Origin of the sequence: Flagellimonas baculiformis (assembly GCF_033441575.1) — a bacterium.
Classification (GTDB): Bacteria; Bacteroidota; Bacteroidia; order Flavobacteriales; family Flavobacteriaceae; genus Flagellimonas; species Flagellimonas baculiformis.
In genome coordinates, this window is sequence record NZ_JAUZVW010000006.1 from 122,067 (window position 1) to 147,195 (window position 25,129).

The following is a 25,129-nucleotide window of genomic DNA, read 5'->3' on the forward strand; positions in this document are numbered from 1 at the left end:
GCTCCTTTTTATACTGAGGTTCCATCCCTGAAAAGTAGAAAAATATAGCAATGAACAGAGGCGTAATTGACCTATGGTGTATTTGAATTGACGTAGGTGGCATTTGAAGCAACGGTTAGCTTTTCTGATTGTCCAATGGCGGCCTCTTCATTGAAATTGGATACGCAGCCACAAGCTTGTTTTGGAACAATAGGTTGTTTGAGACCTTTCTTTCACATCTCACTAAAAATGAGTACCTTAATACTGTTCAACCTTAAAACCTTTCAGCCATGGGAACAGTAAAGAAATTGAACAAATGGGCCAATGCCCACACCTATTATCCACTGGATTTTTTGCGGGTAGCCTTGGGAGTTTTCCTTTTCATCAAAGGAGTTGAATTTATGGCCAATCATGCGGAAATGGCAGAAATGGCGAAACCCTTTGAAGGTATGCCCGGGGGCATGATCATCCTCCACTACATTGCCCCGGCACATTTTGTGGGAGGGATATTGATCGTTGTGGGACTTTTGACACGCTGGGCGGCCATTGCGCAAATACCCATTCTGTTCGGGGCCGTGCTCACCAATTTCCTGGGCACCATGGATGTGGGCAATCTATCCATCGCAACATTGGTCCTGTTGGCCTCTCTCTTCTTTATGGTCTATGGGTCAGGGAAACATTCGGTGGACTATTACCTCAAGATGGAAAAATAACCTAAAGGTTATCCAACTGGTTACTCTTTCCATCTGAACTGATGGTCCAAAAGAAGCCCACAAAGAAAAAACTGTCTGCTGCCGGAGTGATGGCACGCCTGTCAAAGACCCCATCCATGTTGGGCGTGTCCGCATATTGGTAATTGTTGATATTGTTGAATCCCAACATATTGTTCACCGAGAAGTAGAGGATCTTCTGTTGGTCAATCAAGTACGCCCAATTGAAGCTCAGGTTATTGAAAGATTTGGTTTTCTCCGCCATGAACTCTGGGGTATTGGGGTTGTCATAAGGCCTTCCCGAACCAAAGGAATAGGTAAGCCCGACCTGAGAGCGGAGCTTGTCCACCCAATATTTGGTCACCACGGACAGATTGTGTTTTGGGGCAAAATTCGGTGTGGCCCTTTCCCTAAAATTTTGATAGTCCCTTTCCGTGTCCAAGTATGAATAGGAGACCCAATAATCCAGGTATTCAATGCTCTTGTTGTCCCTCCAGAACAGGTCCAAGCCACCGGCATATCCGGAGCCGGAGTTGGTAAAAACAGAGCCAAATCCAGGCATTTCGGTATCGTATTTCATCAAATTGTCATAATCCTTGTAATAGGCTTCGGCCCTAAAAGTTTTGCCATTGCCTATATATTGGTAGTTCAGGATATAGTGCGAAGCTTTTTCAAAATGTACACTCCCATCAAACTTGACCACATCTGAAACGGGCCGTTGGTAAAAATCGCCATAGGCCAAGGAGAACTGTCCATTCTCCCCTGGTTTGTAGGCCAGCGATACCCGCGGTGAAACGTTGAAATCATCCAAAAGGGTGCTGTGCTCTCCCCTTACTCCAAGCTTCATGGCAAACCTGTTGCTCAAAAAGATATCGGATTCCGCAAAGGCCGCCCAAAGTTGGCCGTCATAGCCCATGTCAAAAATAGCGTCCGCCGCATCGGTATAGGTTTCTTCAAAATCCGAAGTGAAAACCTCTGCCCCCATACTCAGGCCAAATCGACTGTTGAAGTTTTTCCCGGCCTTGACCTTGATATGGGAGGCCGTTTCCTTGGTGTCAATTCCATTGCCTTCAAAACTTAGATCATTTGTGTCCCAAGAAATAGAGGCTCCCGAGACAAGACTCCAATTATTCTCAAAAAAATATTTGTACGAAGAGTTGAAGTAAAGGTTATTGTTGGTCAATTGAAACCGTACAAAATCAGTATAATTGATATCTTCCTGCTCTATATCCAGATTGGCGTGGTTGAAGCCCGTATAGAGCTTGAACATACTTCGATTTCCCTTGCTCCTGAATACCGCTTCCCCGGAAATGGATTCGTAAGGACTGTTCCAACGAGTCCCATTTTTGGAAGGGATCAAGGCCTCATAGGGCGCCAAGTTAATGTAGGACGTGTTCAGGCTCAAGGACTGATCGCCCCAGATTTTGGTATGCCCCAATCCTCCCCCTACGGACATGATGGAAATATCCGTTTTCTCCTGATCGGGCACATCGGTGGTATTCAGCAAAAGTACACTGGACAAGGCCTGTCCGTATTCGGCCGAATACCCTCCCGTACTGAAAGTGATCCCTTTAAAAAGAAAAGGGGAAAACCGGCCCCGGGTGGGAATGTTGTTTGCCGTGGCATTGAACGGTTGGAAAACCCTGAGTCCATCGATGAACACCTGGGTCTCCCCCGCTGTTCCCCCACGAACGAACAAACGGCCATCTTCATTGATGGTGGTCGTTCCCGGCAATGTCTGCAGTGCGGCCACAAAGTCGCCCGCAGCTCCGGCCGTGGTCACAATGTCCAATGGTTTCAGTACCGAGACTTTGGAGTTATCGCCCGCCTCAAAGGTTCCCGCGGTCAAGGTGACCCCCGACAACGAATTGATGGCCTCTACCAACTGGATCTTCAAATCCTTGAAGTAAACAATGTCACCGATCTCGTAATGAGATTCATAGGATAACATGGAAACCACCAAGGTCTGGGTCCCGGTTTCCGAGGTTTCAAAACTGAAGTGGCCATCCTTGTCGGTGGATGCGCCATCATAAGTGCCCTCCACATATACATTGGCCCCCTCGATGGGATTCTTCTTGGCATCGGTCACCGTGCCCGATACCATTGTCTGGGCCATCATAAAACCGAAATTGAAAAATAGGATGAATGCAATAAGAATGTTTTTCATGACTGTTCGTTTGATTGTTGCCGCAAAATTGCCCCACCCTTGCTTGCCATACCAAAAGGAAATACCCAACTGTGGATTTTTCAGGATGGATCGGGATGCCATTCTCTCCACTACAATTCAACCTTGAAAAATGACAGTTCGGTGTTTCTCAATTTTTAAAAAGCATAGCCTACCCGAGATTTGCTGCAGCATTAACATCAAAAACAATCCTTATGAAAACTGTTACCCTAGTATTGAGCTTTTTCTTGGTGAGCCTCATATCCAAAGCACAAGAAGAAAAAAACGGCATCAACATCACCGTTACCATTGACAATGTGACCAGCAACGAAGGAAAGGTAATGGCCGGCCTTCATACGGCAGAGACCTTCATGAAAGGACCAGGTGTCCAAAACCTTGAAAGCATCATCGAAAATGGAAAAGTGGTACTGACCTTTACAGATGTTACTCCGGGCACCTATGCCATCATGGCCATGCACGATGTGAACGGAAACAACCGCATGGATTATGAGTCCAACGGGATGCCCAAGGAGAGTTATGGCGCTTCTGGGAACGATATGTCCTTTGGACCTCCCAATTTTTCAACGTCCAAGTTTGAGGTCGGGGAAGAGGACCTGGAGCTGACCATACGGTTTTAGAATTTCTTTCCACTTAAAAAAAGCCTGCTTCGAGCAGGCTTTTTGCACTATCCCAATCCTGGGCTTTTCTTATAGATTATGCTGATGGTTTTTTATACTTTTATATTTCAAATTTATTGTTAGATGACCATCACCCAACTTCAGTATGTATTGGCAGTTGCCGAGCATAAGAATTTCACCTTGGCCGCCGAGAAGAGCTTTGTTACCCAACCTACCTTGAGCATGCAGGTACAAAAGTTGGAAGATGAGTTGGGGGTGCTCATTTTTGATCGCAGCAAAAAACCCATTTCCATCACCGAGGTGGGCAAGAAAATCGTGGCTCAAGCCAAAAATATTGTAGCGGAAGCGGAGCGCATCAAGGATATTGTGGATCAGGACAAGGGATTCATTGGCGGGGACTATACTTTGGGCATCATCCCCACGGTTATGCCCACCTTGCTGCCCATGTTCCTGAACACCTTCATCAAAAAATATCCGAAGGTGAACCTCATCATCAAGGAACAGTCCACCGATAACCTGATCAAGAACATCATGGATGGACATTTGGATGCCGGAATTGCTGCTACGCCCCTGGAAATTGAGTTCATCAAGGAAAGACCGCTCTATTATGAACCCTTTGTGGGGTATGTGCCCAAAAGTCACCGATTATCCCATGAAACCGAACTGACCACGGACCATTTGGATGTGAACGATGTGCTCTTGTTACAGGACGGACACTGCTTTAGGGACGGGGTCATCAATTTGTGCAAAGCGTCCAAAAACATGAACGGGGAACATTTCAAAATAGAAAGTGGAAGCTTCGAGACCTTGATCAGTCTGGCCGATGAGGGTATGGGCATGACCTTGTTGCCCTACTTGAATACCCTACAACTGGGACAGCAGAAAAAGGAAAGCCTGAAACCGTTCAAAAGCCCTTCCCCTGCACGGGAAATAAGTCTCATCTACCACAAGAGCGAACTGAAAATCCAGATCACGGAAGCCCTCAGGGATGTAATTTCCAGTATTGTTAGGGGTGCCATCACCTTTCAGGACGTGAAGATCATCAGCCCGTTGGCCAAAAATTAAAAGGGCCGCATTTCTGCGGCTCCAGTTTTAAGCTTTTAACAATAGTAATGTGGGTTGCAACTCTGGTTTGTCCACAATATAATATTGCAACCAGATTTTAAGTTCCTCAATTTCACTGGGCAATAGCCTTGAAATAGCTTTCTTCAATTCCTTGGTGAAGAGTTTAGCATCAAAACTTACCTTTTGAAGGATAATTTTGGTGTAATCCAACATAGCTCTTGGCATAGAAATTTGATTAAATTGGGTCATTGGTTGTGCTCTAAATTAGCTAAAAAACCTTTTTGGAAAACCAAAAATCCAGTTAAAAAATAAATAACTTCGTGTAAAACAACGTGCAAAACACATGAATATTTCAAAGGGGGGCCATCCTATAAAACCGATCCATCTTCTTTCCATCCTATGTGTCCTACTCGCCAGCTGTTCCCCCACACGAAAGTTTGTGGGCAGTCACTTGGAAAAAGAGAACCTGTCCCACTCCTTCCATGGCCTGGTCGTTGTGGATGCACAATCGAAAAAAACCTTGTACAACATCAATGGGGATAAATACTTCACCCCGGCCAGCAATACCAAGATCGTTACCTTCTACTCGGGTGTGAAGCTGCTGCCGAAGCGTATTCCCACTTTAAAATATACCATCGCCAATGACACCCTCTTCATTGAGGGCACGGGCGATCCATCCTGGCTGCACCCCCACCTTAAGGACAGTACGGCCATCCACTGGCTGAAAAACCAAGGGGCCATTGCCCTGTACACCAAAAATTCAGAAGAACTCCGTTTCGGTCCAGGTTGGGCCTGGGAAGATTATGACACCTATTTTTCCCCCGAAAAGACCACTATTCCCCTATATGGTAATGTGGCGACCATTTCCCATACCGAAAATCTGGAAGTGTCCCCTTCCTTTTTCCTTGATTCCACAGAAGTCAGGGAAAATCCGTTCAGGAGGGACGAGCTTGCCAACCACTTTTATATAGGAGCGATGAAACAAGATACCTTGGAAGTGCCTTTTATCACCAGTGATAGCCTCACCAAGCAGCTTCTGGAGCAAGTGCTCCAAAGAAAGATCACATTGGTGGACCATTTTCCCGATAGGCCCAAAGAGACCTTATATGGTATGGAAACGGATTCCATTTTTAAGCAGATGTTGTTCAAGAGTGACAACTTTTTGGCCGAACAATTGTTGATGGCTTCCTCTTCCATGCTTTCCGACACTTTGGGGACCCAAAGGGCCATAACTCATATGCTGGAACATGATCTGGCCGATTTGGAACAACAACCCCGGTGGGTGGACGGTTCCGGACTTTCGCGCTACAACCTGTTCACGCCACGTTCTTTTGTTCAGATTCTCCAAAAACTTTATGCAGAAGTGCCCGAAGAACGGCTTTTTGGCATATTCCCGATGTGGGGGCCGACAGGCACTGTGGAAAAATGGGAAGACCCTGGCACGGAGCCTTTCCTCTTTGCCAAATCAGGGTCGTTTGGGAACAATTACAATCTGAGCGGTTACATCAAGACCAAAAAGGGCAGGTTGCTCATCTTCAGTTTTATGAACAATCATTTCAAGGTGCCTTCCTCCGAGATACGGAAAACCATGTACTCGATACTGAAGGAACTCTACCTCAACTATTGACCAAAAACAGCATTGATCTGCGCATATTGGAGCAGCATGATGGTCTTGGCATCCTTGATCTCACCTGTTTTCACCATTTCAAGTGCCCGATCAAAGCCGATTTCCAGCACCTCAATGTTTTCGGTCTCATCTTCCGCCCCACCTCCTTCACTGACCTTCATGGAGGCTTTGTACTCGCCAATGAAGAAATAGAGGATCTCGGTTACAGAACCAGGGGACATGTAGGATTCGAACACCTTTTTTACCTTATCGATCTTATAACCTGTCTCCTCCTCCACTTCCTTTTTTATGGTCTGCTCGGCATTTCCCTTTTCCAAAAGGCCAGCGCATGCCTCTATCATCATGCCATCCGCATTGCCGTTCAAATAAGTGGGCATGCGAAACTGTCGTGTAAGGACAACGGTGCCTTTTTTGCCATTGTACAACAAAATGACGGCCCCATTGCCGCGATCATAGGCTTCCCGGACTTGGGTTTCCCAAGTTCCGTCTTCCCGTTGGTATTCAAAAGTGACTTTGTTGAGGGTGTACCAATTGTCGGACAACAGCTCTTTTTTGATGTTCCTGATGTTTCCGTATTTCATGGGTGGATTTAAACGGTTACGGTTTTGTTCAAATATCGGCGGAATGGAAGCATTTCCTTATAAACCTCCACGATTTTTTCCTTGAAATCGGGTCGGAACACTTCTTCCCGTGAAAATTCATGTGCCACGGCAAAGGTCTTGTTCTTCAGCAAATCGATATGCGGATGGTCATTGGAAAATCCTTTAGGGGCATTGGTCAACTTCTCATCTTCATACAGACCCCCAAACGTCTTTTTGAACGAAGGTTTGTCCAATATTTCCTGCAACACCTCCCCATCATAATCGATACCCTCCCGAATGCTCCGCAACGTGTTGGGGTCGGGACGCCAAAAACCCCCGGCCAACAGACACTGCTTCAACCCAATTTCAATGTAGAAATCGGCCGAATGGGGAGCTTTGTCCAGGCCGGCACCAAAATGGTCCTTGTACACCGGCTTGTTCGGATGGAACATCAAATTGTTGTTGATACGGTTGATGCCCTTTTTGCCAGGCGTAGGATAGTAATCGTCATGCAATTGCGCCATGGTGAGATCCAAATCGTCCAACCATGCAATGAAATCATGTCGAAGGGAGCGGTACCATTTGCGGTTCGCATCCATCCATTCCTTATTGTTGTTTTTTTGCAGTTTTTCCAGAAATTGGAAGAGGTCGTTGAAATTCATCCGCTATGGTGTTCGATGCTCGATGTTTGGTGTTAAAATCTTCAATAAAATGAAACAAAACTATAACTTATTACGAAAAGCTATGATCATGTTCATTAACTTGAAACATACATCATATAATTTTTCAAATTCAATTTCGGACATATACTTCCTATTATTCGCCTTGTAAAGGCAAGTCACTACTTCCGCTAGTGAACGTGCAGAATAACCTAAAAACTTTTTAAACTCAGGCTTTGACTGAACAATGGAACCTTCTGAAATATTAAGAGCTACTGAATCAGCAGCCCGACATATTTGAGATGATAGGTTATATACTTCCTTTTGAGGAAAACTATCAGCTATTGTGTTTATCTGTTCACCTAAATGCATGGCATCCTGCCAAATATGTAGTTTTTCAAATTTGAATTTTGCTTTTCCAGTCATATTGGATTTTATGAACAATTGACACTATACAGCGAGCACCGAGCAACTGGCTTCCAACAAATTAAAATCGGTTGTCCCCGTCCAGCAGGTCGCCCAATCCGCCCAAGATACTGCCCTCGCCCTTGTCTTTTCCGCCCCCTTTTGGAGCAGCGGCCCAAACGCGGCTGGCCAATCGGCTGAATGGCAGGGATTGGATATAAACGGTGCCCGGACCGCGAAGGGTGGCAAAGAAGAGACCTTCCCCGCCGAACACGGTATTTTTGATGCCGCCCACAAATTCGATGTCGTAGTCCACGGTCTGGGAAAAGCCGACAATACAGCCCGTATCTACCTTGAGCACTTCGCCCGGACCCAAAACTTTTTTGGCCATGGTTCCGCCTGCGTGCACAAAGGCCATCCCATCTCCTTCGAGTTTTTGCATGATAAAACCTTCACCGCCAAAGAAACCCCGGCCCAAGCGTCTGGAGAACTCTATTCCCACGGAGACGCCTTTGGCAGCACACAAAAATGCATCCTTTTGACAGATAAATTTCCCTCCTTTTTCCGAAAGGTCTATGGGGATGATCTTGCCCGGATAGGGCGAAGCAAAGCTTACTTGCTTTTTGCCTTGGCCAATATTGAGGAAGGCAGTCATGAACAGACTTTCACCGGTGAGCAAACGCTTGCCTGCGGAGAACAGTTTGCCCAAAACCCCAGTGTCCTGATTGGAACCGTCCCCGAAGATGGTGTCCATTTTAATATCCGAATCCATCATCATAAAACTGCCTGCCTCGGCCACCACGGCTTCTTGTGGATCCAGTTCGATCTCCACATATTGCATTTCCTCTCCGTAAATGTGATAGTCTATTTCGTGTGCGTTCATTTTTTGATTGTTTTTTGATTACTGTTTATATGTTGGTTGGTTTGGGGTTTTGTTACAAAAAAGTTGACAACTAACTATTTATCAAATACAAAATAGATTCTAATTTGGTTATTTTCGAAAAAATAAGCAAGAATTGGAAGCCAAACACTATTTTATTGCAGCAATTATTGTTCTTGTGGCACTTGCAGCAGGTATGCTATCTGCTTGGCAGTACATTGATGGAAAAAAATCTGAATTTAAAAATGATAGCCTCCAATTAGAACTTTCTCAAACTCAAAAAAAAGTTCTTTCTAAGACGGATGAAGTTGTAAAAGCGCAAAAAGAATCCATAAAAAAGGATAGCCTGATAATTTTAGAGCAACAACGAAACAATAAACTAGCTAATGACTTAATTGAAGCTCAAAAAAAATTAGATCATCTACAAAGTGAAACTATTAAGAGAGTTATGGGCTCGGGATATCTTAGAATCGTGGTCCATCAAATACAGACTGATAAAATAAGGCTTATAGCCGAAAGCATGTCAAATTACCCAATTTATGATGCAGAAATTAGGATAATAGATTTGGAAAAAATTAAAAACTGTCCTAAAAAGATTGTAGATGGAGTTGAAAAGCTTTTATTCAAATGTTGGGAAGAAAGAACAAAAGTATACGGCGATAAACAAATCAATTCAAAAAAATTCAGACCAATAAACTTCACTAAAAATATTAGTTCTGATGACATCAACCTTCTAATTATTACCACAAGCAGACACAGTACAATAATACAGTACTCAATAATAAACCCAAGAACTGAAAAGCACAATTACAGAGTTTATGAAAAAATTGAAAACAATTATACCCTTTTAGAGAGCGACCTTCATAATTCAGATGAAATAATATTTGAACAAACCTTTCCATATAAAAAAGAAATTGAATTTTACAGCAACGAAGATTTATAATTTTCTCACCCTCACCGTCCACTCAACCCTTCGACTCCGCTCAGGGTGACAAAGACAGCTATTATCAATTATTTTTTTAACAGAATTGTCCACTCAAAATGAAAAGTGGAGACCTCTACCCCATCTGCATTTACCCCAACGGATTTCATCCAACAGGTTTGCCCCTCTCCCGTTTCCACGGTTTTTCGGATGGCATCGGCAATCAATGGCCCATCTTCACAGGTAAATGAAATACGTCCCGTAGCTTTTTTGGTGAAGGTCGCCTTGTTGTTGGCCACCAACATCGAGATTTTTTTCCCGCTCTTTTGGATCTCGTTCATCACCAGGGCCCCGGTACTGAGCTCGGCAGCCATGCCCTGCACGGCCCAAAACATGGATTTGAACGGATTTTGATTGATCCATTTGTACCTTACCGTGGTGATGGCCTTTTGGTCATCAATGTAATTTAGCCGTACCCCGCACCACCAGGCCGACGGGAGTTTCAGAAATGTAAAGGTGTTGATTTTACTGGGTGTCAGTGCCATATCCAAGATTAATGAGCCTAAAAATAGGCAAAAACCTCCTATTTTAAATTGTTAAAAAAAAGTTAATTATTAGTACTTTGTTTTGCATAGTACTGTCTTTTGGATATATATTTGCATCGTAAGCTAATAGGTTTACCCTTTTATACATCAAAATCATCAATCAAAAATGGCAGCAACATTGACCAAACACGAACGAAACTTATCCGCGATCATCCACGCGTCCACGTTCTCCAAGTATTTCATTCCCTTTGGGAACTTTATCGTACCACTGATCTTGTGGATGTCCAACAAGAAGCAGTACGACTTTGTGGACTACAACGGAAAGCAGGCCCTCAACTTTCAGATCAGCATGCTGCTCTATTCCATTGTGGCAGGCTTGATCACCATTCCTTTTTTTATTGGGTCCTTGCCCAGTCTGTTCGATTGGGATGTGTTCGGATTTCACCGCTTGAGCCATCTCAACAACCTGAACATCCATATCGACAGTGACGACTTTCGGTTTGGCCGTTTGTTTTGGCCCGTTGGAATAGCCGGCGTCATACAGGTGGGGTTGGCCATAGTGAACATTGTGTACAGCATATTGGCCACTATCCGTACCAACGAAGGGCAGTATTTCAAATATCCGTTGACCATTAAATTCATCAAGTAATGTACCGGACCAAAAACATAATGGCCCTTGCCTTGATTGGAATGACAGCTATGGCCAATGCGCAGGTTGCGGAGGATACCGAACTCTATAAAACCTTAAAGTCGAAAGACAGCCTATTGTTCGATGCGGCTTTCAATCGATGTGACACCGAAACCATGGCGTCTTTGTTCACCGAGGATTTTGAATTCTACCATGACCGCGGAGGTTTTACCGATGGCCGTGAGGAGTTCCTAAAACCTACCCGTGAGAACTGTGAAAAGCGAGATCCTTCCGCTCCACAATATTCAAAAAGGATATTGATCGATGGAAGTTTGGAGGTTTACCCCCTAAAGAAAGATGGCGAGCTCTATGGGGCCATACAGCATGGGGTGCACCGTTTTGAATTCTTGAACGATAAAAAGGAATACCAAAGAGGCGACATCGCCAAGTTCACCCATGTGTGGATGCTGGTGGATGGCGAGTGGAAAATAAAACGGGAACTAAGCTATGACCATCACTTACAAAAAGAATAATACATCATCAATCAACAAATAGGAGTTCATTCATCAATCAAAAAACGAACAAAAACTTGCCCTGAGCGCAGTCGAAGGGTCGATCATCAATCAATCATCAATAAAAAAACGTTTCCACTCCCCTGCTCATCACAGGGGACGGAGTGGGAACAAGGCCAGACCCGGTTTGGCAGATCAAAAACGAACAGTTAATTTAATAGACCCATGAAGTTATGAACATAGAAAACACAAAAGCACAGATGCGCAAAGGGGTCCTGGAATACTGCATCCTGTCCATCCTAAAGGATGACGACAAGTATGCCTCGGAGATTCTGGATGCCCTGAAGGACGCAAAGATGCTGGTGGTGGAAGGTACCATATACCCTTTGCTCACAAGGCTGAAAAATGCCGGATTGCTCAACTACCGTTGGGAAGAATCCACATCGGGGCCTCCCCGCAAATATTACGCGCTGACAGAAACAGGGCAACTGTTCCTCAAGGAACTCAACGGCACCTGGGATGAACTAAGAAATGCAGTCAATCTGGTAACCAACACAAAATAACAATCAAAAAATGAACAAGACAGTAAATATAAATTTGGCAAATACGCTCTTCCACATAGACGATGATGCGTACAACAAGCTGAGACGCTACCTGGAGTCCATCAAACGATCGTTTGCGGGCACCAAGGGAAGCGATGAGATCATAGCCGACATAGAGGCAAGGATCGCCGAGCTCTTTTTGGAAAAAATGGAAAACGAGCGACAGGTGATCACCCACAAGGAAGTGGACCAGGTCATCGATGTGATGGGACAGCCCGAAGACTATATGGTGGACGAGGACATTTTTGAGGACGACCCCAAAAGAACCTACACAGAGCCCAGACCCAGGGCCAAGAAACTATATCGGGACATCGACCATAAGTATATTGGTGGGGTGTGTGCCGGTCTGGAGCACTATTTGGGGCTGGATGCACTATGGATCCGGATCATTTTCCTCCTTTTGGCCGTTTTCACCTCCGGCTTTGGGCTGATCGCCTACATCCTACTGTGGATCTTGGTCCCGGAAGCAGCTACTACCTCTCAAAAATTGGATATGCGGGGGGAGCCCGTCAACATCAGCAATATAGAACGCAAAGTTAAAGAGGGGTTTGATGATGTTGCCGACAAGGTAAAAAACGTTGACTACGAAAAAGTGGGCAACAAGGTCAAAAGCAGCTCCAAGACCTTTTTTGATACCATTGGGGACATTATCCTGTTCCTTTTCAAGGTATTTGGCAAGTTCATAGGCATATTGCTCATTATCATCGGGGCATCCACCCTCATCGGGCTGTTCTTCGGACTGTTCACCGTGGGTATGTTCGATGCGGTCCATTTTCCTGGAGTGGATTTCTATGAGATCGTGAACACCACAGGAGCGCCAGTGTGGGTAGTTTCCATACTGCTTTTCTTTGCGGTCGGCATTCCTTTCTTCTTTGTCCTTTATTTGGGACTGAAGATTTTGGTGAACAACTTGAAATCCATCGGGAACATTGCCAAATTCTCCCTTTTGGGGCTGTGGTTGATCTCCGTTGGGGCCTTGATCGCCCTTGGTATCCGTCAGGCTGCGGAATTTTCGAACACGGGAAGCGTGCACGAACAGGACCAACTGGTCATGGAAAACGTGACCGATACGCTTGTCATCCGAATGAAAAACCCCGGCTACGAATACACGAGGGACGATATCCATTTTGGACGTATGTCCTTTGCCTACGATAAAGATGATAACCGGGTGCTCATTTCCGATGAAGTGCACATCAACGTGAAAAAAGCGGAGGATTCTGTCGTTTCCCTGTCCATACGAAAGGACTCCAACGGCAGTTCCTCACGGTCCGCCAGGGACAGGGCCAAAAACATTATGTATGGCTACGAACTTTTGGGCAATGAGATCCTTTTGGACGAATACCTGATCACCGATGTTTCCAATAAGGCCAGGAACCAGGAAGTGACCACCACCATCCATATCCCCGAGGGCAGGATGGTACGGTTCGAGGAATCCACAAAATACCATATAGGCCGAGGCATAGCCAATGATAAGGATTATTACAGAAGTAGCATTGTGGGCCACGTTTGGCTCATGGGCAAAGATGGGGAGCTAAAGTGCCTGGACTGTTCCGATAAAGACGAAGAAGACAGGGACGGAAATGGCAAGATCATCATCAATGAAGACGGAATAGATATCGATATCAAGGACAACCAGGATTCCTTTGAAATGAAGATCAATGAAGATGGCATCAAGGTAAAGGCCGGGAACTAAATCATTTTCACTATCAGAAACCAATTCAAAAAAATAAAAATGACAAAGTTTATTTCCATACTACTGTTCAGTTTCATCACCCTTTCCTCCCCTGCACAGGACAATTCCTTTCAGGGAAAAGAAGATGGGAAATCCATCCCACCTTTTGAAAGTCTGATCGTTACGACAGGAGGTGATATTTATGTGCACCCTTCACCGACAACCACTTTACAATTGAAAGGAGATAAACATTGTGTGGAAAAGATTGATGTTTCGGTTTCATCAAAGATCCTGCACATTTCAAGCAAGGATAACCATTCGGATGAATGTCGTGTCGAGATCCATATCGGCACCCCAAACTTTGACGAAATTCAGTTAAGTGGTGGTGGAACACTACTGATTGAGGAAGGTTTTTCGCCGATAAAGGCACTCAAATGTTCCATACAAGGTGGTGGGAACCTTGAAATGTCATCAACCCAAGTGGATTCCCTGATCGCCAATGTCCAAGGAGGTGGGGAAATCACCGCCCAGGTCAAAACCCTTCTTGATGGCACAATCAAAGGTGGAGGAACCATTTTTTACGATGGAAACCCTATCGTCAAATCAGATATTTCAAATGGCGGCAGCATAAAGCGCAAATGAAATGATGGGCCTAGGAAAGCAAAAATTACAATTGGGAAACCGTTTTCTACAATTGGGAAGTATAAAATTCAAACAATACGCATAAAATAGGACATTTACACTGTTGATTTTCAGTGCAGATCACAACTTAATCAATCAATAACAGCTGTCCGGTGCAACTGGACACAAAAAACAACAATCATGACAACACTAGCAAGATTAGCAATCGCAGTACTATTGTCCCTGTTCGCGTCCTCCTGTATGATGGACATGAACTTTGGGAGCGGCAAGACCGGCAACGGCGAAGTCGTAGAGGAAAACCGCAATGTGGATGAGGATTTCACGGTAGTATCCGCTTCGGAAGGAATCGATGTATTCGTGACACAGGGCGCGGAGTACAAGATCACCGTTGAGGCCGATGAGAACATCATCGAACTGATCGGAACGGATGTCAGGGATGGCAAACTAAAGATCCATGCCATTGAGAACATCGGAAGGGCCACCAAGAATGTGTATGTGACCCTTCGCAATGTGGATGCATTGGAAAGCTCAAGTGGGGCCGACCTTATCACCCAAAATGTCATCGAGTCCGGGAAAATAGAGCTTGATGCCAGTAGCGGCTCCGACCTTCAGGTGGAAGTGGTGGCCGATGAGATTTCCGCAAACGCCAGTAGTGGTGCTGACATCCGTATAGCAGGAAAAGCGGACAAACTCTATGCCGATGCCAGTAGTGGTTCCGACATCAAAGCAAGGGACCTGACCGTAAAGACCTGCCACGCCGATGCCAGTAGCGGGGCCGACATTTCCGTGAACGTATCCGAGTCCTTGGTGGCCGATGCCAGCAGCGGGGCCGACATCTCCTACACGGGTGATGCCAGCGTGGAAACCAAAAAATCGGTTTCGGGAAGCGTGCGCAAGTACTAGGACCCAACCCTTCAAAAAAACAAAAGGCCCATCCGAATTCGGTGGGCCTTTGTCTTTAATAACTAGGGTCGAAACCCTATCTTAGCATGATGAAAAAAAAGAAAGATCCATGCAGATAGCGATCAAAAAATACACCTTACAACTGGCCCATACCTTTACCATTTCCAGGGAATCTCACGATACCCAGGACACCATGATCGTGGCCCTTTCCCATAAGGGAAAGACCGGATATGGTGAGGCGACATCCAATCCTTATTATAAAATTACCGTGGAGAGCATGACGGCCGAAATCGAAGCGGTGAGGCAGGCCATTGAAGGATATGACTTTGATAATCCCGAAAATTTCTATCGGCATTTGGAGTCCCTAAAGCTTGAAAAGTTCACCTTGTGCGCGCTTGACCTTGCCGCCAATGACCTCTACGGAAAGTTACTGGGCAAACCCCTGTATGAAATCTGGGGCACCGATAACAGCCACTACCCCACCACCAATTATACCATTGGCATTGACACCGTTGAAAAAATGGTGGAAAAGCTGAAGGAAAAACCATGGCCCGTTTACAAGATCAAGCTGGGCACCCAAGACGATGTGGCCATAGTAAGGGAGCTCCGCAAGCACACCGACAGCATTTTCCGCATAGATGCCAATTGCGCATGGACTGCCGAGGAAACCATCAGGAATGCCCCACTTTTGAAAGAACTTGGGGTCGAGTTTTTGGAACAGCCCCTCAAGGCCGATGACTGGGAAGGCATGGCAAAAGTGAAAGCACATTCCGCACTGCCCGTCATTGCCGACGAAAGTTGCATTGTGGAAAGCGATGTGGAAAGATGTGGCCCTTACTTCCATGGCATCAACATCAAACTGACCAAATGTGGTGGGCTCACCCCTGCCCGGCGCATGATCCAAAAAGGAAAGGAACTGGGACTGAAGATCATGGTGGGCTGCATGACGGAATCCACGGTTGGGATTTCTGCCATTGCACAACTGACCCCCCAATTGGACTACGTGGATATGGACGGTTCGCTACTGCTCAAACATGACATTGCCCGCGGAGTCCAAATTTTGGATGATGGAAAGGTCATTTTTCCCCAACTTCCCGGAAGTGGGATAGAACTGCTCTAATGGCACATTCCATTGTCCGCATACCCGACCGATTGGTCCAAGTGGAAGGCAAAACCTACCTTTATTTTGGAGGTACTGCCTATCTGGGACTGCAATCCTATCCTCCTTTTTTGGAGCGATTTTCCAAAAATGTGGAACGGTATGGCATGCATTATGGGGCGTCCAGAAAATCCAATGTTTCTTTGGACATCTATGGACTTGCGGAGGACCATTTGGCAAAATGGGTCGGGGCGGAAAGTTGCCTTACCCTTTCTTCGGGGTATTTGGCCGCCCAATTGGTCATCCAGACCTTATTGCAAAAAGGGCATAGCTTGTTTGCGGCACCCAATGCACACACCGCACTCCATTTGAACGGAGTGATCAAGACGGAGAGCTTTGAAGATCTTACGGATAGGCTCCTGAAAGAAATCAACAGAGGTGGCCCAATGCCAGTACTTCTTTTTGATACGATTGATTTTTCCGGGAACCAGTTCCCACATTTTGATGCCCTAAAAAAGCTTCCTTTGGAAAACATCATGCTCGTTGGTGATGATTCGCACGGTATCGGTATTGTGGGAAAAGATGGAGCAGGATGTTATGGCATGCTCAAAACGTTGAACCCAGCCAAGTTGATGGTCTGTTGTTCCTTGGGCAAGGGGCTGGGCATTCAGGCCGGGGCCATATTGGGAAACAAAGAAGATATGGAAATGTTACGAAATACTCCCTTTTTTGGAGGGGCGAGCCCTGCCCTTCCCGCTTTCATGGGTACGCTGTTGGATGCCACGGACATCTATGCCGAAAGGAGGGCTAAACTCATGGAAAATGATGCGTTTTTTAAGGAGCTATTGAACCATCCTTCCCTTTTCAAACACATGGAAGGGCATCCTACTTATGAGTTTGAAGATGCTAATTTGGCAAAGGCTTTGGAAAAAAACGGTTTCATCACCACCTATTTCAACTATCCGGATGCGAACGGGCCCATTGTGGGACGCATCGTTTTGAGTGCCTATCATGAAAAAGAGGATATCCAACAATTGGCCAACCGTTTGAATACATCATTAAACCAAGTTCTACAATGAAATTTCCATTCTCCCTTCAAAAAAGATGCTGCTTTTACGCATTGCTGTCCCTTGTTTTTATGGCATGCGAAACAAAGACCGATACAGAAGAGCCCAACAAAGTTGAAGAAGCCATTTCTTCCATTAAAAACACATACGCTCCCGATACTCGGGTGACCCTTTTCGATATCGAAGTGATAGAAAGCCCTGAAGGTTATACCCTGAAAGGAGGCACAAGCCTTCCAGAAGCTTTGGATGCCTTACGGAAACAATTGGAACAGGAACAAATTGCGTTTCAGGACAGTATTGAGTTACTTCCTTCAGCCAGTTTGGAGGGAAACATATATGGTGCGATAGCTCTTTCAGTGGCCAATTTAAGGTCCCGTCCTGCGCATTCCGCAGAAATGGTGACCCAAGGAACTTTGGGAATGCCCGTAAACGTTTATCAAAAGCAAGGTAGCTGGTATCGCATCCAGACCCCGGACCACTATTTGGGATGGGTGGACAGCAAAGGAATTGAGTTGATGGACAAGACCCGTTTTGAAGATTGGCAAGGTGCAGAAAAATTGATCTACACTAAAACCTATGGACACGCTTTTGCGGAAGCAAATGCAGCTGCGCAAGTGGTATCCGATCTTGTCGCGGGCAACATTCTAAAGTTGATTGGAGAAGATGGTGCTTTTTATCAAGTGGAATATCCTGATGGAAAAAATGGTTTTGTGGCCAAATCCGAAGCGTCTCCATACCAGGACTGGAAATCTAGCCTGTCCTTTACCAAGGAAGCCTTGGTGGAAACCTCCAAAACGATGCTCGGCGTGCCCTATCTGTGGGGAGGCACCTCCACAAAAGGTGTGGATTGCAGTGGTTTTACCAAGACCGTGTATTTCATGAACGGCATGATCATTCCACGTGATGCCTCACAGCAGATACACGAAGGGACATTGATAGATGATTCAAGGGAGTTTGATAAACTCATTCCGGGCGATCTGCTCTTTTTTGGAAGAAAAGCCACGGATTCCACTTCGGAAAGGGTGGTCCATGTGGGCATGTGGATCGGGAACAATGAATTTATCCATTCCGCCGGGAATGTCCACATAAGCAGTATGGACAAAAGTTCGGACAATTTTGACGCATACAATTATGAGCGCTATTTGAGAACCAAACGTATTTTGAACCAAAAGGATGAAGGCCTCCTCTACTTGACGGAGCAAGATGTTTTTTAAGATTTAAGGGGCACCAATAAAAAGGCCATCCGATCGGATGGCCTTTATTATTTCAAAAAAGTGAAGGTTTTAATTTATTCATCCCAGAAAATTCGGTCAAGAAGAGTGACATCGGGAACGTTTTGTCCATTTCTGCTCACTTCATTATCGGGATATGGCAACCTTCTGATGAACTGACCGTTCAAATCTGGATTCAGATTAACGGGTAAATCCATATCTTCATACTGATAATCGAACCTTCTGGCATCGTTCCATGATTCTGGGTGCAAAAACAACGCAATCCACTTTTCCTTAAAAATATCGTTGATGGTAAACGCACCCTCTCCCATACTCACACTGGGGTCTGCAAGGTAGGCATCAATTTCAGCTTGGGGTACTTCCAGCATTTGCATGTGTGCTGTTATTCCATCCAAATATGCCTGATAGGATCGGGCCTTATCCGTTTGGAAGGCCGCCTCCGCCTCTATGAATTTTTGTTCACTATAGGTTGCTATCAATATGGGAGAAGTTATGGATGTATAGTATTGGCCTTCGATCAAAGTTGATCTAGCACCTTGCTCTGGGGCATTTCCTCTTCCAGCACCATTCACTGTGCCCACAAAGGTATCGTCATCCGTCGTCCCAATCATCAAACCCAATCTTGGGTCAACTGCTGGATAAGATGTACCATCCAATGCCTGAACAAATTGTTCTGAAATCCATCCTCCCAACAAAAGGTCGGCATTATCCCTGGCGATATCGGCCCAAGGGTTGATATCTTGTTCAAAGAAACTCACCTTGGCGTCATCATCATTGGATTGAAACCCATTGTCGATTGCCTGTAATATTTCGGATGCATTTTCTTGGGTACGGATCATGTAACGGGCTTTCAACATATTGGCGAAAGCTATCCATTTGTCCGTGTCTCCTTGATAAATAAAATCATCATCTCCCATGGAAACAGTTGTTTCTCCCTGCAGATTGACTATGGCCTCGTCCAGAAAACCCATGATCACGCCATAGAGTTCCTCATCATCATCGTAGGAAGGGGTAACGGTTTCAAAAGTGAAACTTTCTGAAAATGGCATGTCCCCAAAAATATCCACACCCATCCCTAGGTTCAACGCCATTAATACTTGTGCTGCTCCCTTGTAATGATTGGCACCTTGCTCTTCGGCTTTTTCAATCAACACTGTCAAATCGGTCATGACATTATAAATATTGAACCATGTATTATTGTGGCTTACGGGCTCCATAGTGTCCGATGCACTGGCTTGGTTTGGGGATGCCAAATATTGCACATAGTTTGAAGTGATCCCTCCCACCCTGAAAACATTTTTTGCCGTTTCATAGGAAGTATTGATCATTAAACCAGATATAGGTGCATCTTCTGGATTGTTGGGGTTTTCATTGACATCCAAATAGGAGTCGCAGGAAACCACGACCAAAGCCAAGGACAGCCCTACATTTCTTATTATCTTATTGGTGATCTTCATCATTCTAGTTTTTTATATTCCAAAATTAAACGTTAGAAAATAGCTCTGGGTCCCTGGAAAACCAAGACCAGTGAAACCTATGGCATTTCCGCCTGCGCCAGCAGAAAATGACTCTGGATCAAAACCATCCCATGGAGAATATAAAATGATATTGTTCGCAGCCAATGAAATGCGCAATGAAGAGAAAGGCATTTTTGCCAGTGCTTTGCTGTCCAGATTATAGGCCAACGATATGTTCCTCAATTTAATAAAGCTGGCATCCTGTACAAAATTCTCACTGACGCCCCTATAAGCGTTTCTCCAATAACCTGCACCATAGTCCCTGCCATCTGGACCCACGCCTTGTCCAAGCCATACTTCCTGCGTGTTCGGGGTGCCATCGGCCAATACTCCATCAAAAACACGGAAATCATTCCGTGCCAAGGTATATTCATTTTTACCAAAGGCAGACAAGAAGTTGTCGAACTGGTTATATTGATCCACATCGGCCCTAAAATCCACTAAAAAGCTCAATTCAAAATTCTTATAGGTAAATTCGTTTCTCAAGCCTCCTATCCATTTTGGAACAGCGTTGCCGAGTATGAGCTGGTCGGCATTACGTACCGGGAAGCCATCTTCTCCTATGACCGTCGGCAAATTGCGTTGAAGGAAAATGGACTCTTCGTCCGCCCCGAACCTTTGATAGCTTGATCCATACAAATTTCCATAGGCTTCTCCTTCTATCAACTTCATGGTAACAGTACTACCAACATAACCAAATTGGCTTCCCACAATAATTTCATCTATGCCTTCCCTAATGGATTTGACCTCATTGTTGTTCATGGACAAGTTGGCCGTGGCCTTCCACGTAAAATCTTCATTACGGACAATGTCTGCCCCAAGTACCACTTCGATTCCACTATTCTGTATCTCACCTGCATTGGTTATATAGGAAGAGAACCCGGTGGCATCGGAAATAGGGACTGGGATGATTTGATCTTCTGCATTGGATTTATAGTAGGTAAAATCCAAGTCCAATCGACTATCAAAGAACGATAATTGAGTTCCAAATTCCATGGATGTCGTCAATTCAGGCTTCAACATTGGATCGCCAAACTCACTATTTCTACTAAATCCAACTTGTCCCCCCAACGGAAAATGGGCCGGTGAAACAAACGTTGAGCCAAGTACATGGGGATTTGTGTCTTTTCCTACTTGTGCCCAAGAAGCCCTTAGCTTCCCAAAGGTAAACCATGTGGGCATCTCCATATGCTCGGAGAACACATATCCCAAGTTTACCGAAGGGTAGAAGAATGAATTGTTGTCCTTGGGCAAAGTGGAAGAAATATCGTTTCTCCCTGTCAGGTTCAAAAACAGATAGTCTTTATAGTTCAACATTAAATCTCCATAAAACCCGACCAATCTTCTTATGCTTTTCCCTTGGTCCGAGAATATTCTACTGGTGTTGTTCAGGTTATAAAATTCGGGGATGATGAAAAGCTCGCCCCTTGAAGTCAACCTATCATATTTCCTTTCAAATATATCGTTCCCCAACCTTAGGGTGGTTGTTAGGTCATCCCCAAATTTATTGTTCAGTGTGATATAAAAATTGGAGGTTATATCCCTACTGTTTATACGTGTTTCCTCCATAAAGCCTTCCGAATCCAATGGCAATTCCCCATCTATACCTTTGGGGCCTGGAGTGATCTCCGTTCTGGAATCACTATAAAAATCGGTTCCTATGCGATAGGAAAGGGTCAACCATTCCAAAGGACTATAATTGAAGTTCAAATTCCCGATAATTCGGTTCACATCATCTTTATAGGTACTGAAACGGGCATCGTAGATAGGGTTTGTATTGCCATAAGTCTTCATGGTCCCATCTTCGTTGATATAATCCCTTACATCCTGGGTTTCTGCCCAGTACATCATCCGTTCCATGAATCTGTCATGTGGCACCCTGTTACCTCCTGAATTGGAATAGTTGATAGACCCGCCGAAATTGAACTTTTCGTTCATGGTGACGGTACCAGAAATTTTTGCGGTGGTCCTGTCCCAATCACTAAAGGGAATTATTCCTTTTTGGTCAAAACGTCCCAAAGATGCATAAAAGGTTGCTTTCTCCCCGCCTCCGGAAATGCTCAAACTGTGATCTGTCTGGACTCCTGTATCGAATGCCCTGTTCCAATTATCCTGATATCTATGTCCTGGTTCCGTTTGTGCCACCTCATCTATTGGAGCTCCCCAACTTGGCCAAAAGCTTGAAGGATCGTACTCTCCGCTGAAACCCTGTCCATATTCCTTTTGGAGCTTGGGCAAACGGTTGAGTTCCTCAAATCCAACAGAAGTATTGAGGTTAATGCTGACCTTGCCTTTTTTTCCTTTCTTGGTGGTAATGATTACAGCACCATTCGCTGCGCGAACCCCATAAAGTGCTGTTGCGGCCGCTCCTTTCAGTACAGACATGGACTCCACGTCTGCTGGGTTAATGTCTGCCGCCCGGTTGGATAGCCCCCTTGGTGTGTTTGCGGATTCAACCGTTGAGTTATCAATCGGAACACCGTCCACCACAAAAAGCGGCTGGTTGTCCGCACTGGGATCCAATGAGTTTATACCCCTAATGATGATTCTCGAGCTTTGTCCTGGAGCTCCTCCCGAATTTGTGATCTGTACACCCGCTACCTGACCCTGTAGGGAATTCACCAGGTTGGACTGTTTTGTCCGGGTGATTTCCTCAGCATCTATGCTCTGGGCCGCATATCCAAGGGCCTTTTTTTCTTGTGATATACCAAAAGCGGTCACAATCACCTCACCCAACTGTTCGGCATCTTCTTCCAACACCACATCCAATGTGGCCTGCGAACCTACCGTAACGTCTTTGGTTGTCATTCCCAAATAGGAAAATCGGAGCACCTGCCCACTAGAGGCATTAATGGAATACTTTCCATCAAAATCAGTAGTTGTTCCGTTGTTCGTACCGCTCACCACAATGGTCACACCAGGCAGTGGCGTACCCGACGTATCAGATACGGTACCTGTAATGGTCTGTCCAAAAGCGGCAATGCAAGAAAACACTGCAACAAATGTCAAATAAACGTTTCTCATTTCTTTAGTTTGTGTTAATACTTCCGAAAATTCTTCAAAATATTTTACAAATCAAACATTTAATTCAATAAATGTTCATTCTGTAAAAATAGTGCCGTTTTATGCAATTATTTTCAAATCAATTGCAAATCTTTTGAAAAAGTCATTCTCCGCCAAACTTTTTTCAACTAATATGACCTATTCAATACATGGGCTTTATTTTAAAGAAATGTTAATATTTTAAGACTTAAAAATCAATTTTAACAAAAAATATCACTACCTTTTAGATATTCTTTAACCTCCAATGCATCAATCTCTATGAAAAAATCCATTTTTATCAGTGTATGCTTTGTCGTTTTCTTGATGGCCGGGAGCTTTAAGGGAATTGAACAACATCGTATCTCCATCGAGGGTACTTGGGAATTACAGAGTTTTTATAGCTATGACGGTAAAAAAGTCATAGATACTATTGAAAAATCTGATGGATACAGGCAGGTCAAAATGTATTCAAGGGAAAAAATCATGTGGACCAGATACGTGCCGGACGACCCCAATGGTAGGTTTGGCTATGGTTCCTACAGAACAACGGACACTTCTTTGGTGGAAGTCATAGAATACGGGGACGATGAAATGATGAAGGCCCTGGACACCATGCGCAACTTCACCTTTGAGCTGCTGCTCACGGCAGATTCGTTCAGCCAGATTACCCTGGACCAAGATGGCAACAGGACGTTCTCTGAAAACTACAAGAGAATCGACTGAAATAAGTTTTAATGAAAAAGGCACTGGATGATCCAGTGCCTTATACTTGTTTTTGACTTTTCTATCAGGAGACAAATACTTCCTTGCTTTCCACGGCTGCCAGATAGCGTTCCGCATCCAGGGCCGCCATACAGCCTGTACCTGCGGCAGTGACCGCTTGTCGGTATATTTTGTCCTGGGCATCGCCGCTGGCAAACACCCCGGGCCTATTGGTCTTGGTCGATTTCGGCTGTGTGATGATATAGCCTGTTTCGTCCATGTCCAACTGTCCCTTGAAAATATCCGTATTGGGCTTATGGCCAATGGCGATGAACAGTCCGGTCACAGGAATCACCTCCTTTTCACCGGTCTGGTTGTTCACGGTCCTGACACCTTCCACCACCTGCGTTCCCAATACCTCGTCCACCTCGGTATTGTATTTGATCTCGATATTGTCCATGCTGTTCACCCTGTGCTGCATGGCCTTGGAGGCCCTCATGTGGTCCTTGCGCACCAACATGGTCACCTTTTTACAGATATTGGCCAGGTAGGAGGCCTCTTCGGCTGCGGTATCCCCCGCCCCTACTATGGCCACTTCCTGTCCTTTGTAGAAAAACCCATCGCAAACGGCACAGGCAGAAACTCCACCACCCCTTAAGCGTTGCTCACTGGGAATGTTCAGGTATTTTGCCGAGGCCCCGGTCGAAATGATCACGGTCTCCGCTTCAAGCTCGATGGAATCATCCACAGTGACTTTATGGATACCCCCGACCTCGTCGCTAAAATCAACGGCGGTCACCATACCGATCCTGACTTCAGTTCCAAAACGCTGGGCCTGTTGCTGTAGCTGCATCATCATGGTAGGGCCGTCGACCCCTTCGGGGTATCCGGGAAAATTGTCCACTTCGGTAGTGGTGGTCAACTGTCCGCCGGGTTCCATACCCGTGTACATTACGGGCTTCAGATCTGCCCTGGCCGCATAAATGGCCGCAGTGTAGCCTGCAGGGCCTGAGCCAATGATCAATGTCTTTATTCTTTCTATCTGTTCTGACATAACAAAAAACTTCCTCTGTTCATTATCTTACAAAAGTAGCTTTTTTGAACAAAAACTTACATCTTGGGATTTCCGTGTTTTTTTAAAAGATGTGAACAATTGAAACTGAACAAAAGAAAAAGGAGCCATTTTCATGGCTCCTTTCCTAAAAAAAAGTAGGTCAAATTTACGGGAACATATATTTTGACTTTGAAACCGTTACGGCCGAGGGGGCTCAACCTCAAAAACCCCCTGGCGCAACGTAAACCTCCTGTTGAATAAGATTTTGGGTAAAAGAACACT

25 protein-coding genes are annotated in these 25,129 nt (G+C 45.1%); 15 read left to right on the top strand and 10 right to left on the bottom strand.

The features are described from left to right. Positions 1-269 precede the first annotated feature (269 nt). Complete coding sequence (locus SD450_RS10520) at positions 270-692, top strand: DoxX family protein (RefSeq protein ID WP_318344428.1); 423 nt, start codon at positions 270-272, stop codon at positions 690-692. Position 693: 1 nt separating this feature from the next. On the opposite strand, the gene SD450_RS10525 is transcribed toward SD450_RS10520, so the two are convergent. Beyond that, entirely contained in the window at positions 694-2,856 is a 2,163-nt protein-coding gene (locus SD450_RS10525) for a TonB-dependent receptor (protein ID WP_318344429.1), read from the bottom strand. Between the two features lie 212 nt (positions 2,857-3,068). Here SD450_RS10525 and SD450_RS10530 point away from each other — a divergent pair, with 212 nt between their 5' ends. Together SD450_RS10530 and SD450_RS10535 are read left to right on the top strand one after the other, a co-directional pair. Next, positions 3,069-3,491 carry a DUF2141 domain-containing protein gene (locus SD450_RS10530; RefSeq protein WP_318344430.1) on the top strand — a complete coding sequence of 141 codons (423 nt, stop codon included), beginning with the start codon at positions 3,069-3,071 and terminating at the stop codon, positions 3,489-3,491. A gap of 123 nt (positions 3,492-3,614) precedes the next feature. Next, entirely contained in the window at positions 3,615-4,556 is a 942-nt protein-coding gene (locus tag SD450_RS10535) for a LysR substrate-binding domain-containing protein (protein ID WP_318344431.1), read from the top strand. A gap of 27 nt (positions 4,557-4,583) precedes the next feature. Here the strand turns inward: SD450_RS10535 and SD450_RS10540 are convergent, their stop codons facing one another. Further along, positions 4,584-4,781: a hypothetical protein gene (locus tag SD450_RS10540; protein ID WP_318344432.1), complete on the bottom strand. Its 198-nt coding sequence runs from the start codon at positions 4,779-4,781 to the stop codon at positions 4,584-4,586. A 118-nt stretch (positions 4,782-4,899) separates the two neighbouring features. Here SD450_RS10540 and SD450_RS10545 point away from each other — a divergent pair, with 118 nt between their 5' ends. Beyond that, positions 4,900-6,183 (top strand): D-alanyl-D-alanine carboxypeptidase, encoded by a 1,284-nt coding sequence (locus tag SD450_RS10545; RefSeq protein WP_318344433.1) that lies wholly within the window; start codon positions 4,900-4,902, stop codon positions 6,181-6,183. On the opposite strand, the gene nudK is transcribed toward SD450_RS10545, so the two are convergent. The 4 genes from nudK to SD450_RS10565 form a co-directional block, all read right to left on the bottom strand. Then, positions 6,177-6,764, bottom strand: a complete 588-nt coding sequence (gene nudK / locus SD450_RS10550) for a GDP-mannose pyrophosphatase NudK (protein WP_318344434.1) — start codon at positions 6,762-6,764, stop codon at positions 6,177-6,179. The two genes, SD450_RS10545 and nudK, sit on opposite strands and share 7 nt — an antisense overlap. Before the next feature lie 8 nt (positions 6,765-6,772). Further along, positions 6,773-7,426, bottom strand: coding sequence for a DUF2461 domain-containing protein (locus SD450_RS10555; protein WP_318344435.1), 654 nt, complete (start codon positions 7,424-7,426; stop codon positions 6,773-6,775). Positions 7,427-7,486: 60 nt separating this feature from the next. Beyond that, on the bottom strand, positions 7,487-7,849 hold the full coding sequence (locus tag SD450_RS10560; protein ID WP_318344436.1) for a four helix bundle protein: 363 nt from the start codon (positions 7,847-7,849) through the stop codon (positions 7,487-7,489). Positions 7,850-7,910: 61 nt separating this feature from the next. Further along, positions 7,911-8,711, bottom strand: a complete 801-nt coding sequence (locus SD450_RS10565) for a TIGR00266 family protein (protein WP_318344437.1) — start codon at positions 8,709-8,711, stop codon at positions 7,911-7,913. Between the two features lie 133 nt (positions 8,712-8,844). Between SD450_RS10565 and SD450_RS10570 the strand changes: the two genes are divergently transcribed. Beyond that, positions 8,845-9,651: a hypothetical protein gene (locus SD450_RS10570; RefSeq protein WP_318344438.1), complete on the top strand. Its 807-nt coding sequence runs from the start codon at positions 8,845-8,847 to the stop codon at positions 9,649-9,651. Between the two features lie 68 nt (positions 9,652-9,719). On the opposite strand, the gene SD450_RS10575 is transcribed toward SD450_RS10570, so the two are convergent. Beyond that, complete coding sequence (locus SD450_RS10575) at positions 9,720-10,175, bottom strand: DUF4442 domain-containing protein (protein WP_318344439.1); 456 nt, start codon at positions 10,173-10,175, stop codon at positions 9,720-9,722. A gap of 166 nt (positions 10,176-10,341) precedes the next feature. On the opposite strand from SD450_RS10575, the gene SD450_RS10580 reads away from it, so the two are divergent. The 9 genes from SD450_RS10580 to SD450_RS10620 all read left to right on the top strand — a co-directional run bounded on the left by SD450_RS10580 (position 10,342) and on the right by SD450_RS10620 (position 18,514). Further along, on the top strand, positions 10,342-10,824 hold the full coding sequence (locus tag SD450_RS10580) for a DUF4870 domain-containing protein (protein ID WP_318344440.1): 483 nt from the start codon (positions 10,342-10,344) through the stop codon (positions 10,822-10,824). Next, positions 10,824-11,336 (top strand): nuclear transport factor 2 family protein, encoded by a 513-nt coding sequence (locus tag SD450_RS10585; protein ID WP_318344441.1) that lies wholly within the window; start codon positions 10,824-10,826, stop codon positions 11,334-11,336. The genes SD450_RS10580 and SD450_RS10585 overlap by 1 nt, the downstream gene beginning before the upstream one ends. Positions 11,337-11,548: 212 nt before the next feature. Next, complete coding sequence (locus SD450_RS10590; protein ID WP_072882137.1) at positions 11,549-11,878, top strand: PadR family transcriptional regulator; 330 nt, start codon at positions 11,549-11,551, stop codon at positions 11,876-11,878. 10 nt (positions 11,879-11,888) lie between these two features. Further along, positions 11,889-13,610, top strand: coding sequence for a PspC domain-containing protein (locus SD450_RS10595; protein WP_318344442.1), 1,722 nt, complete (start codon positions 11,889-11,891; stop codon positions 13,608-13,610). Between the two features lie 39 nt (positions 13,611-13,649). After that, a complete protein-coding gene (locus tag SD450_RS10600; protein ID WP_318344443.1) occupies positions 13,650-14,231 on the top strand; it encodes a GIN domain-containing protein in 582 nt (193 codons plus the stop codon). Positions 14,232-14,411: 180 nt separating this feature from the next. Next, positions 14,412-15,134, top strand: coding sequence for a head GIN domain-containing protein (locus tag SD450_RS10605; protein WP_318344444.1), 723 nt, complete (start codon positions 14,412-14,414; stop codon positions 15,132-15,134). Between the two features lie 109 nt (positions 15,135-15,243). Further along, positions 15,244-16,254 (top strand): dipeptide epimerase, encoded by a 1,011-nt coding sequence (locus tag SD450_RS10610; protein WP_318344445.1) that lies wholly within the window; start codon positions 15,244-15,246, stop codon positions 16,252-16,254. Beyond that, on the top strand, positions 16,254-17,312 hold the full coding sequence (locus SD450_RS10615) for a pyridoxal phosphate-dependent aminotransferase family protein (RefSeq protein ID WP_318344446.1): 1,059 nt from the start codon (positions 16,254-16,256) through the stop codon (positions 17,310-17,312). Before SD450_RS10610 ends, SD450_RS10615 begins: the two co-directional genes overlap by 1 nt. Continuing rightward, complete coding sequence (locus tag SD450_RS10620) at positions 17,309-18,514, top strand: SH3 domain-containing C40 family peptidase (RefSeq protein WP_318344447.1); 1,206 nt, start codon at positions 17,309-17,311, stop codon at positions 18,512-18,514. The genes SD450_RS10615 and SD450_RS10620 overlap by 4 nt, the downstream gene beginning before the upstream one ends. Before the next feature lie 74 nt (positions 18,515-18,588). Here the strand turns inward: SD450_RS10620 and SD450_RS10625 are convergent, their stop codons facing one another. Continuing rightward, the gene (locus SD450_RS10625) at positions 18,589-19,992 is read right to left on the bottom strand and encodes a SusD/RagB family nutrient-binding outer membrane lipoprotein (RefSeq protein WP_318344448.1); all 1,404 of its coding nucleotides are present in this window, start codon (positions 19,990-19,992) and stop codon (positions 18,589-18,591) included. Between the two features lie 9 nt (positions 19,993-20,001). After that, positions 20,002-23,073, bottom strand: a complete 3,072-nt coding sequence (locus tag SD450_RS10630; RefSeq protein ID WP_318344449.1) for a SusC/RagA family TonB-linked outer membrane protein — start codon at positions 23,071-23,073, stop codon at positions 20,002-20,004. A 297-nt stretch (positions 23,074-23,370) separates the two neighbouring features. On the opposite strand from SD450_RS10630, the gene SD450_RS10635 reads away from it, so the two are divergent. Beyond that, positions 23,371-23,814 (top strand): hypothetical protein, encoded by a 444-nt coding sequence (locus tag SD450_RS10635; RefSeq protein ID WP_318344450.1) that lies wholly within the window; start codon positions 23,371-23,373, stop codon positions 23,812-23,814. Positions 23,815-23,878: 64 nt separating this feature from the next. Here SD450_RS10635 and trxB read toward each other — a convergent pair whose 3' ends face one another. Then, the gene (gene trxB, locus SD450_RS10640) at positions 23,879-24,847 is read right to left on the bottom strand and encodes a thioredoxin-disulfide reductase (RefSeq protein WP_318344451.1); all 969 of its coding nucleotides are present in this window, start codon (positions 24,845-24,847) and stop codon (positions 23,879-23,881) included. Positions 24,848-25,129: the final 282 nt, after the last annotated feature.

Excerpts from the sequence above, each read along its gene's own strand:
- SD450_RS10520 (WP_318344428.1), top strand. The coding sequence starts at position 270 with ATGGGAACAGTAAAGAAATTGAACAAATGGGCCAATGCCCACACCTAT.
- SD450_RS10525 (WP_318344429.1), bottom strand. The coding sequence starts at position 2,856 with ATGAAAAACATTCTTATTGCATTCATCCTATTTTTCAATTTCGGTTTT.
- SD450_RS10530 (WP_318344430.1), top strand. The coding sequence starts at position 3,069 with ATGAAAACTGTTACCCTAGTATTGAGCTTTTTCTTGGTGAGCCTCATA.
- SD450_RS10535 (WP_318344431.1), top strand. The coding sequence starts at position 3,615 with ATGACCATCACCCAACTTCAGTATGTATTGGCAGTTGCCGAGCATAAG.
- SD450_RS10540 (WP_318344432.1), bottom strand. The coding sequence starts at position 4,781 with ATGCCAAGAGCTATGTTGGATTACACCAAAATTATCCTTCAAAAGGTA.
- SD450_RS10545 (WP_318344433.1), top strand. The coding sequence starts at position 4,900 with ATGAATATTTCAAAGGGGGGCCATCCTATAAAACCGATCCATCTTCTT.
- nudK (WP_318344434.1), bottom strand. The coding sequence starts at position 6,764 with ATGAAATACGGAAACATCAGGAACATCAAAAAAGAGCTGTTGTCCGAC.
- SD450_RS10555 (WP_318344435.1), bottom strand. The coding sequence starts at position 7,426 with ATGAATTTCAACGACCTCTTCCAATTTCTGGAAAAACTGCAAAAAAAC.
- SD450_RS10560 (WP_318344436.1), bottom strand. The coding sequence starts at position 7,849 with ATGACTGGAAAAGCAAAATTCAAATTTGAAAAACTACATATTTGGCAG.
- SD450_RS10565 (WP_318344437.1), bottom strand. The coding sequence starts at position 8,711 with ATGAACGCACACGAAATAGACTATCACATTTACGGAGAGGAAATGCAA.
- SD450_RS10575 (WP_318344439.1), bottom strand. The coding sequence starts at position 10,175 with ATGGCACTGACACCCAGTAAAATCAACACCTTTACATTTCTGAAACTC.
- SD450_RS10580 (WP_318344440.1), top strand. The coding sequence starts at position 10,342 with ATGGCAGCAACATTGACCAAACACGAACGAAACTTATCCGCGATCATC.
- SD450_RS10585 (WP_318344441.1), top strand. The coding sequence starts at position 10,824 with ATGTACCGGACCAAAAACATAATGGCCCTTGCCTTGATTGGAATGACA.
- SD450_RS10590 (WP_072882137.1), top strand. The coding sequence starts at position 11,549 with ATGAACATAGAAAACACAAAAGCACAGATGCGCAAAGGGGTCCTGGAA.
- SD450_RS10595 (WP_318344442.1), top strand. The coding sequence starts at position 11,889 with ATGAACAAGACAGTAAATATAAATTTGGCAAATACGCTCTTCCACATA.
- SD450_RS10600 (WP_318344443.1), top strand. The coding sequence starts at position 13,650 with ATGACAAAGTTTATTTCCATACTACTGTTCAGTTTCATCACCCTTTCC.
- SD450_RS10605 (WP_318344444.1), top strand. The coding sequence starts at position 14,412 with ATGACAACACTAGCAAGATTAGCAATCGCAGTACTATTGTCCCTGTTC.
- SD450_RS10610 (WP_318344445.1), top strand. The coding sequence starts at position 15,244 with ATGCAGATAGCGATCAAAAAATACACCTTACAACTGGCCCATACCTTT.
- SD450_RS10615 (WP_318344446.1), top strand. The coding sequence starts at position 16,254 with ATGGCACATTCCATTGTCCGCATACCCGACCGATTGGTCCAAGTGGAA.
- SD450_RS10620 (WP_318344447.1), top strand. The coding sequence starts at position 17,309 with ATGAAATTTCCATTCTCCCTTCAAAAAAGATGCTGCTTTTACGCATTG.
- SD450_RS10625 (WP_318344448.1), bottom strand. The coding sequence starts at position 19,992 with ATGATGAAGATCACCAATAAGATAATAAGAAATGTAGGGCTGTCCTTG.
- SD450_RS10630 (WP_318344449.1), bottom strand. The coding sequence starts at position 23,073 with ATGAGAAACGTTTATTTGACATTTGTTGCAGTGTTTTCTTGCATTGCC.
- SD450_RS10635 (WP_318344450.1), top strand. The coding sequence starts at position 23,371 with ATGAAAAAATCCATTTTTATCAGTGTATGCTTTGTCGTTTTCTTGATG.
- trxB (WP_318344451.1), bottom strand. The coding sequence starts at position 24,847 with ATGTCAGAACAGATAGAAAGAATAAAGACATTGATCATTGGCTCAGGC.